This window comes from Acinetobacter legionensis (genome assembly GCF_048551735.1).
Classification (GTDB): domain Bacteria; phylum Pseudomonadota; class Gammaproteobacteria; order Pseudomonadales; family Moraxellaceae; genus Acinetobacter.
In genome coordinates this window covers 375,806-392,146 of sequence record NZ_JBIMBV010000001.1, presented here as the reverse complement: position 1 = coordinate 392,146, position 16,341 = coordinate 375,806, and the positions used below count along the sequence as shown (strand labels likewise).

Below are 16,341 nucleotides of genomic sequence, written 5' to 3'. Positions count from 1 at the left end.
TAAATTGATCGAGTAAGATGAATTACATCTCGACCATTTCAACACCATCAATACGTGCAACAGTCATTAAGTCTTTGTCACCACGACCCGATACCGTCGCAATAATAATTTGATCCTTCGACATTGTTGGCGCGAGTTTAGTCACATAAGCCATTGCATGTGAACTTTCCAATGCAGGAATAATCCCTTCAATATGAGTCAAATCACGGAAGCCTTGAAGAGCCTCTGTATCATTAATTGGCACATAATTCACACGATGCATGTCTTTTAAGAAACTATGTTCAGGACCCACACCAGGATAATCCAAGCCTGCTGAGATTGAATGTGTTTCAATAATCTGACCTTGCTCATCTGACATTAAATAAGTACGGTTGCCATGTAAAACACCAACATGGCCTGCATTTAATGGTGCTGAATGTTTACCTGTTTCAATGCCTAAACCTGCGGCTTCAACACCGTACATTTTGACGTCTTGATCATTTAAGAATGGATAGAACAAGCCCATTGCATTTGAACCACCGCCGACACATGCAACCAAAGCATCTGGTAAACGACCTGCTTGCTCTTGAATTTGTTTACGTGCTTCACGACCAATGATCGATTGGAAATCACGTACCAATTGCGGATATGGATGTGGACCTGCAACCGTACCAATCACATAGTAAGTCGAATCTACATTGGTTACCCAATCACGCATTGCTTCGTTCATGGCATCTTTTAATGTTTTAGAACCACTTTCTACAGGTACAACTGTTGCACCAAGTAAACGCATACGGTAGACATTCATGGCCTGACGTTTTACGTCTTCAGCCCCCATGAATACCACACACTCAAGACCTAAACGCGCGGCAATTGTTGCAGTCGCCACACCATGTTGACCTGCACCCGTTTCCGCAATAATACGTTTTTTGCCAGAAAGCTTCGCAAGTAGCGCCTGACCAATGGTGTTATTGACCTTATGTGAGCCTGTATGATTTAAGTCTTCACGTTTAAGATAAATTTGCGCACCACCCAACTCTTTCGACCATCGCTCAGCATAGTAAAGCGGACTAGGACGTCCGACATAATAAGCGAGATCACGGTCGAATTCTGCCAGAAACTGCGCATCATCTTTCATACGGAAATAGAGTTTCTCTAAATCCTCTAAAGCTGCCATTAAAGTTTCTGACACAAAACGTCCGCCATGGATACCGAAATGCCCGTTTTGATCTGGGAATTGGGTATAGTCAATCACACTATTTTGTTGATTACTTTGCTGATCCACGTTGGACTCCTTGCATAAATCGTTCTACGAGTTGTTGGTCTTTGATACCTTTTGCGGATTCTACACCTCCGCTGACATCGACTGCATACGCTTGAGTCGTTTGTATAGCGTCTTCAATATTTTCAGGTTTTAAACCACCTGCCAAAATTAAAGGAATATCGAGTTTAGGGAATTGAGACCAGTCAAAACTGTGTCCAGTCCCTCCTTTCAGTTCAGGATGCCATGCATCTAAAAGCATAGCACTTGCGCCAGCCTGTTGGTATTGCTGAATTGTCGTAATAATATCTGAATTTTTTGCATCGGGTTTAATCTGAATCGCTTTATACCAACGACGCTTATTATACTGTGCGATCTGCTGACATTGTTGTGCGGTTTCATCACCATGAAACTGAATGATATCCAAAGGCACCTGCTCTAATACTTGTGCAATGTTTTGTGCACTGGCATTGACAAATAATCCAACAATGTTGATATACGGTGGGATCAGTTGCGCCAATTGCTGAGCCAATTCAATCGTGACATAACGTGGACTAGGTTCATAAAACACAAAACCAATCGCATCTACACCTGCTTGTACAGCAGCTTGGATATCTTGGGGTCGTGTAATCCCACAAATTTTGGCACGGGTACGCATAGCTTTGAACTCGAATTTGTTCAGATCAAACTGATTTTTTCAGTATTTTAAGCAAATCATTGTAAAGCAAATTTATTCACTTGCGTTAAAGTTCAATAGGATTATCTGTTTTACATTGTTTATACACTAAACAAACTTTATACTGCACACAAATGCAACAAGTCTAGCTTAAGGCTTTGGGAAGTTGGTGAAAATCCAACACTGCCCCCGCAACGGTAAAATGAAAATATTATTCTTTATAAGTCAAAAGGCTTACACCACTGCAATGCTTTGTGGGAAGGTGGAATAATCTGAATCACGTTAGGTTCTATATTTAAGTCCGGATACCAACTTGTTGTGCCCTTAAACTCAATCATTCACGGGGAGTGAATGTATGGAGCATATCATGTCTGTTATTTTTAAACCTACTGCACTTGTAGGTGCTGTCGCTATTGCGATGGGGTTATCTTCTACTGCTTTTGCAGATACTTCTTCAAATTCAGAAGCAAATTCGAAACTCGATACAATCGTTGTCACAGCATCTCGTACTGAGCAAAAAATCAGTGAAGTTCCTGCTCGAATCAATATTATTGAGCCGAAGATTCTTGAACAATCACCAATAGCATCTTTACCGCAACTATTACAGAACGATGCTTCTATCAATATGGTACAAAGCGGTGGCTATGGACAAACAGCTGCTATTTTCTTACGTGGTACAAACTCTAACCATACTTTACTTTTAAGAGATGGCGTTCGCTTAAACTCAAATACTGCTGGTGCAGCATCTTTACCTTTTATTGATACAACAGATATTAAACAAATTGAAGTATTAAAAGGACCTGCTTCAGTTTTATATGGTGCCGATGCGATTGGTGGTGTAGTTCAGCTGATTTCCAAAACACCTGAAAAAACAGGCGCTTTTGTTACTGGTGAAATGGGTGAAAATAACACCTATAAGGCAGTGATTGGGGCTGATCTTGCTCAAGATGGTTTCTATGCCCAAGTTCGCGGACAACGCCTAGAAACTGATGGTACTCCTGTAACAGATGCAAAAAACAACAAGAAAGCAAGTTTTGATCAAAAGGGTTATAGTGCCAAAATAGGTGTTGAAAAAGAGCGCTATGCAGCCTCAGTCGATTATAGTGAAAATCAAGGCTATAGCGATTATGACAATTACGGTAATCTTGTTTCTCAAGATTTTAAAAACGAAATCATTAATGTAAAAGGTCGAGTCGATATTTTAGGTAATGTCGCACTTCATGCCCGACTTTCGCAATTTAAAGACAATATTGAGCAAAATAGTTCTCCAGATTATGTACATAGTACAACCAAAGAAGCTGAGCTCTATACAAAATGGCAAATGACACCTGCTCAAAACATTTTATTCGGCTCAACCTTTAAAGATATTAAAGGTGATGTTTATTCGAAAAATCTGTTTGGCGGACAAGATGTTAAATACAAAGAATCTGTAGATACTATTGGCTATTTTGCACAGCATCAATATCAACACAATGGTCTAGAAACTCAAGTCGGTATTCGTGTAGAAGACAACGATAAGTTTGGTACACACACAGTGGGTCAAGGTGCTGTTCGTTATCAAGTTTTACCACTTACAAGCATCTATGCAAATGTGGGATCAGCTTTTCGTGCACCAACAACCAATGATTTATATGCAATTTCTTGGGGAGCAAATCCTGATTTAAAACCAGAAGAAAGCTTTTCTTATGAAATCGGTGTCGATCAAAAACTCAATCATAATATTGATTTAGGTTTATCTATCTATCGCAATAAAGTAGACAACCTGATTAGTTATCAGACGGGTAAATTAGTTAACGTAAATAAAGCAAACTTTACTGGTGGTGAAGCTTCATTTAAATGGCAACAAGATAAACTCTTTTTAACTACAACTTATGCTTATGTTCAAGCAAAAGATGATGAAACTAAAAAAGATTTGACTCGCCGACCACGCCAAAGTTTAACTCTAACTACAGGTTGGGATGATGGCGTATATGGTATTTCTGCATCTGTCGTCGCAAAATCTAATTCAAAAGATTTTGCAGATTATCCATCGACCACACCAACCACAACGCCTGGTTATGTTAGTACTAATGTCAATGCTTACTGGCAAGCGACTCCAATGATTAAACTCTTTACCAATATTGAAAACATTGGTGATGTTAATTATAAGACAGCATATAACGGTAGTGGTGTTTACTATATCAACGGTGGTCGACTTGCATCTGCTGGGGTAACTTTCCGCTACTAAAAGCTACACCCAAAAAAATATCTAAAACAGCGCAGTTTATGGATAATGTTTTGACCGACATTATCCTTTTTTATTGTTTATCTTTTCATTTTCATCTAGGACAAAATTATGGGACATCGTTTAAGTAAAATTTATACGCGTACAGGCGATTCAGGCACCACAGGATTAGGAGACGGTTCTCGCGTAGCGAAAGATGACTTACGTATTACCGCTCTCGGTGATGTAGACGAACTAAATTCTATTGTTGGTGTATTACGTTCACAAATTTCAATGAGTAGCATCGTCGATAAAGCCCATTGGGATAAATCACTGAGCTTGATTCAACACTGGCTATTTGATTTAGGTGGTGAAGTCTGTATTCCTAACTACAACTTGCTCCAACCTGTTTGTGTTGAATTTCTTGAAAAGGAAATCGACAAAATGAATGAAGACTTACCAATGCTTAAGGACTTTATTCTACCTTCAGGAACATTAGCATGTAGTTATGCACATCAAGCACGTGCTGTATGTCGTCGAGCAGAACGCAGCTTAATGACTGTACACAGTCGTGATCAAAATATTCAAGCAACTGCTCTACAATTAATTAACAGATTATCCGACTGGTTTTTTGTAGCTTCACGCACCTTACAACGCGCAGAAGGCGGTAGTGAAGTGCTTTGGCAAAAGAACATCAATGACACGATTTAACGATAAATCACTGTCTAAAAGTAAATTTTTAACAGTATGATAAAGTCAAGTTATTGCTAAAAGTAAGACTTAAACGATTACCAGACAGATGAAAATGAGTATGTGAGTTCATTATGAGAATTATCGGACATCGTGGCGCGCGTGGTGAAGCACCTGAAAATACCCTAGCTGGATTTCAATATATTCACGATTTAGGTATCCGTGCAGTTGAATTCGATGTTCGACAATTAAAAGATGATGAACTCATTATCATGCATGATGATAATTTTTTAAGAACAACTGGAATAGATCAAGCACTGTATGATTTAAACAGCGCTGAATTAGCGGCCTATAACCAAGCCAATATCTGGATGGATTGGGAAAAACAAATTACCCCAACCTTAAGCCAAAGCCTAAAGATTATGCAGGACTTTGAGCATATTGAAGTTGAAGTGAAAGCTGTAGAAACATTGCAACACGCTGAAAAACTCATCATCGAATTACAAAAACAACTGCAAGGTTTTGAAAATGTTGCGGCGATTACCAGTTTTGATTTAAAAATACATCAAGCCTTACAACAGCAAAACTCAAGTTTTAAACGTGGTCTACTGATTGAAGATGACATCCAACAACGTGCAATCGAACAAGCATTACAACTGGGATGCTGCCAGATTGGATGGATGAATCAATTGGCAACAGATGAGCTCATTCAAGCAACCCAGCGTGCAGGTTTGGACATCAGTGTTTGGACCGTCAATGATATTGAGCGCGCTAAGCATTTAAGAGATTTGGGGATCAATGGATTAATTACAGATTTCCCCAAAATGATGCAGCTTGCCTTAGCACAAATTCAATAACTCAAATCCATTTAATAACACAATAAAGTAGAATTTTATTTTGAACTTTAGAGGGTTTCAAAAATTAAAATTTAACTTGAGAATCAAGCGTCTAAACCCTTAAAAATCAAATTGGATAAGACAGAAAAATTCTTACACTATTTTGACATTTAAATACGACGTTTTAACCATTCATTTTTTTCGATCAAACCGCTAGAATTCATGTTTTATTCTGTTACTGTTTTATACAATACAGATGTACACTAATACTAGTGAACACATGTTCGCCCATGATAATATCTGTGAAAGTATAGCCTAGAAAAATGCTGAAGCTATGCGTTTAACTTTACCTGATTAAGGTTCTTAGGAGTGCTGTTGGAGATGAATGCTCCCCTACCCAAAGCCCCAATAAATTGGATCGGTGTTTTTGCCTTGGTGTTTTTACCCCTTGTGGCAGTAATTGCGATCCCTTTATATGCCTACCACCATGATTTTAGTGCGGCAGCTTGGATTAGTTTATTCGTTTTACTCGGTCTCAGTAGTTTAGGTATTACTGCAGGTTATCATCGCTTGTGGGCACATCGTGCATACGAAGCGACTTTACCACTTAAAATCATTTTGATGATCATGGGAACTTTTGCTGTTCAAAACAGTATTTTGTTCTGGGCTTCTGGTCACCGTACACATCACCGCCATGTGGATGATGTAGATCAAGATCCGTATTCGATTAACAATGGTTTTTGGTACGCTCATATTGGCTGGATGTTACGTAACTATCCCGCTTCTGAATCAAATTATAAAAATGCACCTGATTTGTTGAATGACAAAGTGGTTATGTTCCAAGACAAGTATTATGTCCCACTTGTTATTGCCGTACATGCTGCGATTTTAGTTCCTCTGGGGTGGGCTGTAGGTGACATGTGGGGTGTACTACTCTTAGGTGGTTTACTCCGCTTAATTATTAGCCACCATGTAACATTCTTTATCAACTCACTCTGTCATATGTGGGGCAAACGTCCTTATACTGACGAAAATACTGCACGAGATAACTTTGTTCTTGCCATTGCAACATGGGGCGAGGGTTATCATAACTATCACCATATTTTCCAATACGATTATCGTAATGGTGTGAAATGGTGGCAATATGATCCAACAAAATGGTTGATTTGGTCCTGCTCTAAAATCGGTTTAGCCAAGAACCTACGTCGTATCCCAAGCTTTAATATCAAAAAAGCGGAATTGGCGATGAGATTTAAATATGCTGAACAGGATTTAGCGATTTATGGTCATAACGTCAATGCAGATATTATCGCGATGAAACAAAAAGTATCGCAAGAATATGAAGCATTCACCAATACATTAAATGATTGGGCTGCGTTAAAAGAACAAGAGCTACAAGCGAAAAAAGCATCTGTTGCTGAGAAAATTCACCAAATGGATGTCAAACTCAAAGTTGATTTCCAATTGGTCGAACAGAAACTTGCTTTCCATCGTGAACGTTTAGAAACATTGATGCGTGGAATCAAAAAGAACGTTGTTTCTTAACTCTCAATACACATCAAAAGCAAAGCTCCGAAAGGGGCTTTTCTTTTATCCAGTTTTTACAGACATTCCTACTGATAATATTGAGAGAAAATAATATGCAAATTAATAACATCCCCTTTGGCATTACCAACTGGTCAGAAGTTCCAACAACGCGTCATGAGGGTGAGCAAGGTTTTGCGCTTTGGCTCACACAACAATTTGATAATATTCGAGTGCGAATGGTCGAATATTCTGTAGATTATTTGGCTGACCACTGGTGTCTTAAAGGTCATATCCTGTTTTGCTTAGAAGGTGAATTGGACACTGAACTTGATGATGGACGTACCTTTACCTTAAAAGCAGGGATGAGTTATCAAGTTGCAGACCAAGCTGAAGCGCATCGTTCTTCCACCACATTTGGTGCAAAGCTATTTATTGTCGACTAAAACAGTCGACATTATCTCAACAGCTTAAAACTTTGCTATATTGAGAGGACAAGTGAAACCATTGTGACCGATCGCTATGCAATTTGCCCCACGTTACCCATTTCTCGATTCAAAGCTCTATCATGAGCAAATGCCTAGCCCACTGAAAGGTGCAAAGGCTGGGCATTTTAATGCTGCACTTGCGGATGAATTACAATGGTCTGAAGATGAAAAGACCCAATGGGTCAAGATTTGTAGCGGGCAAAAAACCTTTCCTGAATTTCATCCCCTTGCCATGGTTTATGCAGGGCATCAATTTGGACAATGGGCAGGTCAATTGGGGGATGGGCGTGGCCTATTGATAGCGCAAATTTTAAATCAACAAGGTCAAACCATTGACCTCCATTTAAAAGGCGCAGGCTCAACTCCCTACTCTCGTATGGGAGACGGACGTGCTGTATTACGTTCTGTGATTCGTGAATATCTAGCAGGTCATGCACTCAATGCACTGGGGGTTCCTTCAAGCAATTCCGTAGGCTTTACCTCCTCAACCCAAGGCGTACAACGAGAAAAACTTGAACTTGGTGCAATGATGTTACGCACTTCGGATTGCCACATCCGTTTAGGGCATTTTGAATGGATCAATCAATATCAGCCTGAGTTACTCACTGAATTTACCCAAAAATGTATTGAATGGCACTATCCACAATGTTTGAGTACTGAACAACAAAAGTTTGAAGACACTGTTTTAGCATTTGCAACGCAAGTGATTCAAAACACTGCGATCATGATCGCCAAATGGCAATTGGTGGGTTTTGCTCATGGTGTTATGAATACGGATAATCTCAATATTACAGGTTCTACCCTTGATTTTGGCCCTTATGGTTTTATGGAGCGTTTCCGTCCCAATTGGATCAACAATCATAGTGATTACAATGGCCGTTATACCTACCAAAACCAACCGAGTATTGCACATTGGAATTTATGGAATTGGTTAAACAATTTAATTCCACTAGCACAAGCAGAAAATAAAGAACAATTTAAGCAAGACCTCGTCAAATGTTTAGAGCATTTTGAACCGACCTTTCTAGAACATTATACCCATGGACTATGCCAAAAACTTGGACTACCTGCCTTCCATAAAGATAGTTTTGATTGCGGTATGGCATTTTTAAGAATTCTACAAAGTGAGCAACTCGACTATACCAACAGTTTTCTTCGCTTACAGAATAAAGAATATGAAGCTATTAAAGATGATTGCCTAGATCGCTTTCAATTTGAAAGCTTCTTGACGCAATATCACAGTATTCGTGAGCAGCAATATATTGATGTACTTGATGCGGAAATGAAAAAGGCCAATCCAGTCTATATTTTAAGAAATCATATGCTACAAACAGCCATTGAACAGGCTGAACGTGATGATTTTTCTGAGGTTGATCGCCTATTTAAATTGCTTGGTCAGCCCTTTACCAAACAAAAGGATTTAGAAACAGCCAAAGACTTAGCACCTTTACCAAGTGATGTTCCTGAAGTAATGGTGAGTTGTTCGTCTTGATCAAATAAATTGCCGAATCACTTTCTTTGATCTGACTCATCATAGTTACCCACAATTTCTGTGGATAAACTTGTGTTTATCCACAGGATAAATCCATAATCACAAATTAACTACAGCTTTTGTCTTTAGAGTGAATAAAATTTAGGCAATACAGGGTTTTACAACATTAGTATTCTAAAATGAATAAAAAATACCTCATTCCATGCTTGATTCTTTTGGCTATAGCTATAGCAAGTGTCTGGACTTATCAAAAATATAATCAATTTATTCCAACGGCAAATGCTGCCATACACGTGCAGAATTTATCTGAGCAAGACATTCAACGTCTCCGTCAAGACACGCCAATCACCGAAGTTAAAGTTTATAAATCAGATCGTATTGTTAAACTCATGCATCATGATCAAGACATACGAACATATCCAATGCGCTTAGGTTTTGATCCTATTGGACATAAGGTTAAAGAGGGTGATGGAAAAACCCCTGAAGGTCGTTATATTTTAGATTGGCGTAATCCTAATAGTGCATTTTATAAATCGCTGCATGTGTCCTATCCAAACCAACAGGATAAATCTAAAGCCAACCAACTCGGCGTTTCTCCTGGTGGCGACATTATGATTCATGGTTCAGCAACACGCTCACAAATGGAAAAACTCCCTAGTTTAATGACATACTTACCTAGAAATGACTGGACATGGGGGTGTATTGCAGTTAGAAATATAGATATGGATGAAATTTGGAAGCTGGTCGATGATGGAACAGTGATTAGCATTTATTCATAAAGAATATTTTAAAAAGAGACAGTGATGACAGGTGAAGAAATCCGAACTTTAGCATTTAAGATTGCATCAGATTTGCCTAAATCCGAACTTAGCTACCCTTTTGGTGAGGATATTCCTGTTTTTAAGGTGGTGGGAAAAATGTTTATGTTAGGCTCTGAACTGCATGGCAAAAAACTAATTAATTTAAAAGTTGAACCTGATCATGGCGAAATGTTAAGAGATCTCTACCCCTCGATTCAGATGGGCTATCATATGAATAAACGTCATTGGATTTCAGTCTATGAAGGTGAACAGATCAGTGCTGATTTGATTCAAGACTTGGTTGAAGGCTCTTATGAGCTAGTGGCCAAGAGTCTAACCAAAGCTCAAAAGCAGGTATTGGCGGTTTATCAACAGATTAAATAATTAGCGGTCTTTTGATAACTGCATTTGATAGTAGCTTTGAATTACAGGTTTAGATCAACAGACCTGTCTATACCTGATTCAGTCAAGTCAGAATCTATCGATAACCATAAGTTATATGCTTATTTTTCAAACATAAATTTTTACATTTATAAACATTTACCCACAATATCTGTGGATAAACCTGTGTTTATCCACAATGGTGAACTTAAAATGTTGAAAACTTAATCTTCTGGATATTCAAAACGGTAGCCTACGCCATAAACAGCTTGTACCCATTCATGACGATTTCCAGTTTCAGCAGCTTCTGATATTTTACGACGTAAGTTTTTGATATGACTATCAATAACACGGTCAGCAACATCAAAACTATCTGGGTTGATATGGTCTAAAAGTTGCGCTCTAGAATAGACTTGTCCCAAATGTTCGAGGAAAAGCTCTAAAAGGCGGAATTCAGTTGGCGTTAAATTCAACGATTTTTGTTGATACCAGATACGTTGTTGTGCTTTATCAATACGAAATAAGTCATTGGCTTCAGGTTCAGCTTTACGTTCTAAACGGCGTAATACCGCTTGTACACGTGCCACCAACTCTTTTGGGCTAAAAGGTTTACAGACATAGTCATCTGCTCCCATATTTAAACCCAAGACACGATCGATTTCTTCTGTTCGTGCAGTCACCATGATAATCGGTAAGTCGGTTTGCTCACGCACTTTACGGCAAATGGTCAAACCATCCATACGCGGGACCATCAAATCCAATACCATTAAACTCGGCTTACGTTGCAGGAAGCTGTCATAAGCTTCTTGACCATCATGAAACATACTGACTTCAAAGCCCGCTGCTTCTAGATAATCCCGCACCAATTGCGCAAGTTCAACTTCATCCTCTACCAGCATGATATGCTTCATGTTGTACTATTCCTTTTAAAATTTAGTATGTTTTGAAAATGTCAGTTTGCAACGCAAACCGCCTAATGGCGAATGATCAAAAGTAAGCTGACCACCGAGTGTTTGTGTAATTTTACCTGATAAAGCCAAGCCCAATCCTGTACCACCTGTACTACGTGTACGTGAATTATCCACACGATAGAAGCGTTCTCCCAAGCGTGCAATCTGTTCATCACTCAGACCCAATGGGCTATCATCTACGATCACACTCCATGAATCTGCATCTTGCTCTGTATGGACTTGAACTTCACCGCCTGCTTCAGTATAACGAATACTATTTCCAAGTAAGTTGACCATAATTTGCTTAAAACGATCTATATCTAATTGTAATTTTGCCCCCTCACCTCTGGCTGAAATTGTTAAATCAGCCTGTTCAAATTTAGGTTTAAAATTCTCTATTTCCTGTAAAATGACGGACCAAGGATCAACTTCTGCAAAGTAGCATTTCAATTGTTGTGCTTCAGCTTGGGCTAAATCCGCTAGATCCTGTGTCAATTTTTTCAAGCTTGTGACTTGACGTAACATCGCTTCAAAATGTTCTGGTGTGGGCTTTCGAATCCCATCTTGCATGGCTTCAATTTGTGCCTGCAATACTGCCAATGGTGTTTTTAACTCATGTGAAGTATCTGCAACCCATTGACGGCGTGATGTTTCATGCTGGTCGAGAATGACAGCCAACTGATTTAACTCAGTAGACAAGTCTCCTAATTCATCATTGCGGTTAATCACCACTTGATGCTGGTAGTTACCTTTGGTTAATTCACGAGTTGCGTTCAATAAACGTTGAATCGGTGTTTTAAAATAAGTCGCCAATAACAAGGCTGCAACCAAGCTTGATAAGAATGTGAAGATATAGATCAGTACTAAATAACGTTTTTGATTACTAAAAAAGTTAATACTCAATGCATCATCCTGATCTAAAACTGGTTTTAAACCTAGATACCCTACCACCTGATCATTGACCAAAATCGGACGATAAGAAACCTGATCATCAGAAGGTTCACCCAAAATAAACTGTTGTTTTGCATCATATAATGAAAGGCGTGAACTGAGTCCTAAGCGGTCAGGCAATGATACAAATATCTTTTTGCCATTCTGTGGATTTACAGTCCGCATTGAATCTCTCGTTGACGTTTCTTTAGGTGCTGAAGCTGCTTCTTCACGACCCGCTGAAAGATGTCCTTTGTCTATAGATGATTTTTTTCCTTTACGATCAGAGGGTCTAAATAAATTTTGATTTGAGCTCAGTGGAAACTTCAAACCTTCAAATGGCTGATAAGCTGAGGGTAAATTCTCTTCAAGAATTTTTAGTTCTTCTTGATCCAGCTGAGACTTATGAACTGCACCATCTGTTTGTCCCAAAGTCGCTACTATCGTATGTTCTTTAAAATAGCGCTGTTGTAAAGCAATATCATATTGACGACGTAGCCACCAGCGTGACAACTTATCATAATCATCAGGAGCAGCATCGCCTTCAATTTGTAAAATCTGTGCTTGAACCGCATTACCCCAGTCTTGATAGACCCCATATACATCTGCCAAATTTTCTATCAGATGATCAAGTTTTTGCATTTCGACATCTGCGACATATTTGGCAAAATTCTTTTGCATGGTCCAGTGCAAAACACTTAAGCTCACCGTTGTAATGACTAATGTCGTCAATAAAACGGTGAGAAATAAGCGCAGTGCAATGGGGACTCGACGTATTTTCAAAACTGATCTCACGTTTTTCTTCTCATTTCAACATTGTACCCAACAGTTGTTCAAAATTCTCTCCATTGTTTCTACATCATTATTATTTAATCTTTACGGTATCAACAGAACACAACACAAAATATTCATTGGAGTAGTAACAATGAAAGCTATGACAAAAATCGCACTGGTATCGGCAAGTATTTTAACTGTAGGGGCTTTGACTGCCTGTCAATCTAATCCAGGTCCAAAAGAGGGCCACCCGATGATGCATGGTGGGCATCATAAAATGTCACCTGAACAACGTGAAGAAATGAAACAGAAACGTGCTCAACATAAAGCGTTACGCCAACAAATGCAAAAAGCCTGTGATGGCAAAGCAATTGGTCAAACGGTTCAGGTGACAGCAGGTCAGCAAAATATTAATGGTACATGTAATATCGTATTCAAGCCTGATCACAAGGCGATGAAAGAGATGAATCAGGATTTCCGTCGTGATGGAGAACAACGTGGTCATATGATGCGTCATGACGGACCCCGTATGAAAGACATGACCGAAGAACAACGTGCTCAAATTAAGCAAGAATTTGCCCAAAAACGTGCAGAACGTAAAGCGAAGTGGGATGCGATTCAAAAATCATGTGCAGGCCAGACTGATGGTAAGGCAATCCAAGTAAAACTGGATGATAAAATCATCGATGGTAAATGTGTTGTTAAATTCCAGCCAGAGTTTAAATCAGGCGATAACATTCCCATGATACCATCAAAAGTTTAATTCATATCTTGGCTAAATATAAAAAACGACCCTGTTGGGTCGTTTTTTATTTGCCACAATAATTTACTTGGAATTATCCGAAATCAAAGCCACTTGTTGGGCATAATTTAATAACTTAAGTTTAGAAGCCGCTAATTCTTCAGCGGTGGCTTGACGGGTGATATCCCGATGAATACGCAATACATGCTGACGTAAAGAATGACTTTCAGCAGCATTATAAGATTTACAGAATTCTTTAATTGCAGGGTCACGCTGCTCAATCATTCGATCCACCCAACGATCCAATTGCGCCAACTTTTTAATCCCTTGCTTAGGGGTTAAATAAGACAAAATGATGGCTTCATCTTCATTACGCAAAAGCTTACCAATCCGTTGAAATTGACGGCGACGTGCTTCAAAAGATGTGATCAATTGCACATCAAGCAAAGCCTCTATCAACCGATCTTCAACAGGTAAAGATTCAATTTGTTTCTTCGACAACTCTGCGAGTTGTTCACCTAAAGCAGCCATACGTTGTACAGCTTTTTTCTGTTCGGTTTTACTTGCACGCCCTTCTAAAGATTCAAAATCATCTTCAGTAAAACGTTGCGGACGACGTGCCACGATTATTCTGCCTCGTAAAATTTATCTGCGAACAGTGCTTGAACTTCAGACAAAGCTTTTTCTTCATCTGCACCATCAATCACTAGACGCAAGGTGGTTCCTTTACCAGCTCCGAGCATAAGTAAAGAAAGGATATTCTTGGCATCGACTAACTTGTCACCCTTACCAATTTGAATAGAGCATTTAAATTTAGTCGTGACTTCGATTAGTTTTCCAGATGCACGCGCATGTAATCCTAATTTATTAATTACGTCAACAGTTGTGTCAATCATGACCAGTGCTTCATTTCTCTATGTAATACTTGAATAGTCCATTTTGACTCAAGAGCCTTTTTCAACCTATCCACAATATAAACTGAACGATGTTGTCCCCCCGTACAGCCAATTGACACTGTAATATAGTGACGATGACCTTCCGAAAAAGCAGGCAACCACTTATTTAAAAACTGATAGATGTCTTGATACATCTCATTTGCTTGCTCACTGGCTTCTAAAAATTTACGTACTGGTTCATCTAAACCCGAATATTTACGTAACTCTAAATCCCAATGTGGATTTGGCAAATGCCTGACATCAAAAACAAAATCTGCATCTAATGGAATACCATGTTTATAACCAAAAGATTGCAAAATTAAAATGAGTTTATCGGACTGTCCAAGTTTGGACAATAAGGTATCTTTTAAATCGTGTACACTTTTATCCGTTGTATCGATATGTACTGTTGCTCGCAGTTGAATCGGAAGTAATAAATTTTTTTCTTCTTGAATACATTCATTCAAACTCTGAAAACGGTTTGACAATGGATGAGGACGTCGAGATGCACTAAAACGTGAAATCAATTCCTGATCACGCGTCGTTAAATAAATAACGTCTACGCTGCCATGTTTTTGTAACTGTTGAAAAACTTGATCAAAACCCTGTAAATCTTCTTTTGCACTTCGAACATCGACACCCAGTGCCAATAATTCTAAATTATTTTCTCTATCCAACTTTTCAACAATTTCAGGAAGCAATGCCAAAGGCAAATTATCGATACAGTAATAACCCAAATCTTCAAGCACCTGCAAAGCAGATGATTTACCTGAACCAGACTGTCCTGTTACGATAAGTATGCGCTTCATGGCATCGCGATCCTAAAAGCAAAGTTTATGTAAAATGTTTTACTTGTAAATTGTCAATCAGACGAGTCTTGCCTAATTTCGCTGCAACAAACAATACAACATCTTGGTCGAATTGTTCAACTTTTTGCAACGCTAGACTACGTGCTTCGACATAATCCACAATTAACCCTGCATCATTTAAACTTTCACGAATTTGAGCCAAGACATCTGCAAGTGTTTTACCTGCATGTAAATCTTGTTCAGCAGTCGTTAAGGTCTTAAAAATAACAGGAGCTATTTGACGCTCTTGTTCAGATAAGTAACCATTACGCGAACTTAAGGCCAAACCATCTTCAGCACGTGCAATTGGTACACCAATCACTTCAATTGGCATATTCAAATCACGAACAACCTGCTTAATCACAGCCAATTGTTGATAATCTTTCTGTCCAAAAAATGCAAAGTTCGGCTGTACAATATTAAACAATTTGGTGACAACAACAGCAACACCATCAAAGTGACCTGGACGTTGTAAGCCACACAAATCATTGGTAATTTCACCCACAGTAATATTTGTTAAACGTGGGAATTTACCATACATTTGCTCAACAGACGGTGCAAAAACAATGTCACACCCCACTTCAGCAAGTAAATTACTGTCTTGCTCAAGTGTACGCGGATAGTTATCAAAATCTTCATTGGGTCCAAACTGAATTGGATTCACGAAAATACTAACCACCACCACATCACATAATTTACGCGCTTCACGAACAAGGTTTAAATGGCCCTGATGTAGATTTCCCATCGTTGGTACAAAACCGATGATTTTACGTGCCGATCGAGCAGGATTAAGTGATGCTGTTAGTCCTTGAATGGTCGTTTCTGTTTTCAT

General features: G+C 38.9%; 17 protein-coding genes and 1 riboswitch. Of the genes, 9 read left to right on the top strand and 8 right to left on the bottom strand.

Annotated elements, in window-relative coordinates; all coding sequences use genetic code 11:
• Positions 1-22: 22 nt before the first annotated feature.
• Positions 23-1,264 carry a tryptophan synthase subunit beta gene (trpB, locus tag ACG9ZL_RS01860; protein ID WP_004725964.1) on the bottom strand — a complete coding sequence of 414 codons (1,242 nt, stop codon included), beginning with the start codon at positions 1,262-1,264 and terminating at the stop codon, positions 23-25.
• On the bottom strand, positions 1,248-1,898 hold the full coding sequence (locus ACG9ZL_RS01855) for a phosphoribosylanthranilate isomerase (protein WP_419327643.1): 651 nt from the start codon (positions 1,896-1,898) through the stop codon (positions 1,248-1,250). The genes trpB and ACG9ZL_RS01855 overlap by 17 nt, the downstream gene beginning before the upstream one ends.
• A gap of 142 nt (positions 1,899-2,040) precedes the next feature.
• A riboswitch (cobalamin riboswitch) is annotated at positions 2,041-2,247 on the top strand.
• Positions 2,248-2,283: 36 nt separating this feature from the next.
• Between ACG9ZL_RS01855 and ACG9ZL_RS01850 the strand changes: the two genes are divergently transcribed.
• From ACG9ZL_RS01850 to ACG9ZL_RS01815, 8 genes are all read left to right on the top strand, one after another.
• Positions 2,284-4,143: a TonB-dependent receptor plug domain-containing protein gene (locus ACG9ZL_RS01850; protein WP_419358865.1), complete on the top strand. Its 1,860-nt coding sequence runs from the start codon at positions 2,284-2,286 to the stop codon at positions 4,141-4,143.
• 108 nt (positions 4,144-4,251) lie between these two features.
• Entirely contained in the window at positions 4,252-4,830 is a 579-nt protein-coding gene (locus tag ACG9ZL_RS01845) for a cob(I)yrinic acid a,c-diamide adenosyltransferase (RefSeq protein ID WP_315078188.1), read from the top strand.
• A 113-nt stretch (positions 4,831-4,943) separates the two neighbouring features.
• On the top strand, positions 4,944-5,666 hold the full coding sequence (locus tag ACG9ZL_RS01840; RefSeq protein ID WP_419358863.1) for a glycerophosphodiester phosphodiesterase: 723 nt from the start codon (positions 4,944-4,946) through the stop codon (positions 5,664-5,666).
• Positions 5,667-6,026: 360 nt separating this feature from the next.
• The gene (locus tag ACG9ZL_RS01835) at positions 6,027-7,190 is read left to right on the top strand and encodes an acyl-CoA desaturase (RefSeq protein WP_419327646.1); all 1,164 of its coding nucleotides are present in this window, start codon (positions 6,027-6,029) and stop codon (positions 7,188-7,190) included.
• A gap of 95 nt (positions 7,191-7,285) precedes the next feature.
• Positions 7,286-7,615 (top strand): DHCW motif cupin fold protein, encoded by a 330-nt coding sequence (locus tag ACG9ZL_RS01830; RefSeq protein ID WP_419358861.1) that lies wholly within the window; start codon positions 7,286-7,288, stop codon positions 7,613-7,615.
• Between the two features lie 76 nt (positions 7,616-7,691).
• On the top strand, positions 7,692-9,149 hold the full coding sequence (locus ACG9ZL_RS01825; protein WP_419358859.1) for a protein adenylyltransferase SelO: 1,458 nt from the start codon (positions 7,692-7,694) through the stop codon (positions 9,147-9,149).
• 179 nt (positions 9,150-9,328) lie between these two features.
• A complete protein-coding gene (locus ACG9ZL_RS01820; RefSeq protein WP_336953580.1) occupies positions 9,329-9,928 on the top strand; it encodes a L,D-transpeptidase family protein in 600 nt (199 codons plus the stop codon).
• 24 nt (positions 9,929-9,952) lie between these two features.
• Positions 9,953-10,333 (top strand): MmcQ/YjbR family DNA-binding protein, encoded by a 381-nt coding sequence (locus tag ACG9ZL_RS01815; RefSeq protein ID WP_336953579.1) that lies wholly within the window; start codon positions 9,953-9,955, stop codon positions 10,331-10,333.
• A 221-nt stretch (positions 10,334-10,554) separates the two neighbouring features.
• On the opposite strand, the gene ACG9ZL_RS01810 is transcribed toward ACG9ZL_RS01815, so the two are convergent.
• Positions 10,555-11,241, bottom strand: coding sequence for a response regulator (locus ACG9ZL_RS01810; protein ID WP_004725942.1), 687 nt, complete (start codon positions 11,239-11,241; stop codon positions 10,555-10,557).
• Positions 11,242-11,256: 15 nt separating this feature from the next.
• Positions 11,257-12,993 carry a sensor histidine kinase efflux regulator BaeS gene (baeS, locus tag ACG9ZL_RS01805; protein WP_419358856.1) on the bottom strand — a complete coding sequence of 579 codons (1,737 nt, stop codon included), beginning with the start codon at positions 12,991-12,993 and terminating at the stop codon, positions 11,257-11,259.
• 142 nt (positions 12,994-13,135) lie between these two features.
• Between baeS and ACG9ZL_RS01800 the strand changes: the two genes are divergently transcribed.
• On the top strand, positions 13,136-13,747 hold the full coding sequence (locus ACG9ZL_RS01800; protein WP_336953577.1) for a hypothetical protein: 612 nt from the start codon (positions 13,136-13,138) through the stop codon (positions 13,745-13,747).
• A gap of 63 nt (positions 13,748-13,810) precedes the next feature.
• Here the strand turns inward: ACG9ZL_RS01800 and yjgA are convergent, their stop codons facing one another.
• From yjgA to panC, 4 genes are read right to left on the bottom strand one after another with little or no spacing between them, the layout of a single operon-like run.
• The gene (yjgA, locus tag ACG9ZL_RS01795) at positions 13,811-14,350 is read right to left on the bottom strand and encodes a ribosome biogenesis factor YjgA (protein ID WP_004725935.1); all 540 of its coding nucleotides are present in this window, start codon (positions 14,348-14,350) and stop codon (positions 13,811-13,813) included.
• A 2-nt stretch (positions 14,351-14,352) separates the two neighbouring features.
• The gene (locus tag ACG9ZL_RS01790) at positions 14,353-14,622 is read right to left on the bottom strand and encodes an HPr family phosphocarrier protein (protein WP_004725933.1); all 270 of its coding nucleotides are present in this window, start codon (positions 14,620-14,622) and stop codon (positions 14,353-14,355) included.
• Positions 14,619-15,470, bottom strand: a complete 852-nt coding sequence (gene rapZ, locus ACG9ZL_RS01785; protein ID WP_004725931.1) for an RNase adapter RapZ — start codon at positions 15,468-15,470, stop codon at positions 14,619-14,621. Before rapZ ends, ACG9ZL_RS01790 begins: the two co-directional genes overlap by 4 nt.
• Before the next feature lie 25 nt (positions 15,471-15,495).
• Positions 15,496-16,341 carry a pantoate--beta-alanine ligase gene (panC, locus tag ACG9ZL_RS01780; protein ID WP_419327652.1) on the bottom strand — a complete coding sequence of 282 codons (846 nt, stop codon included), beginning with the start codon at positions 16,339-16,341 and terminating at the stop codon, positions 15,496-15,498.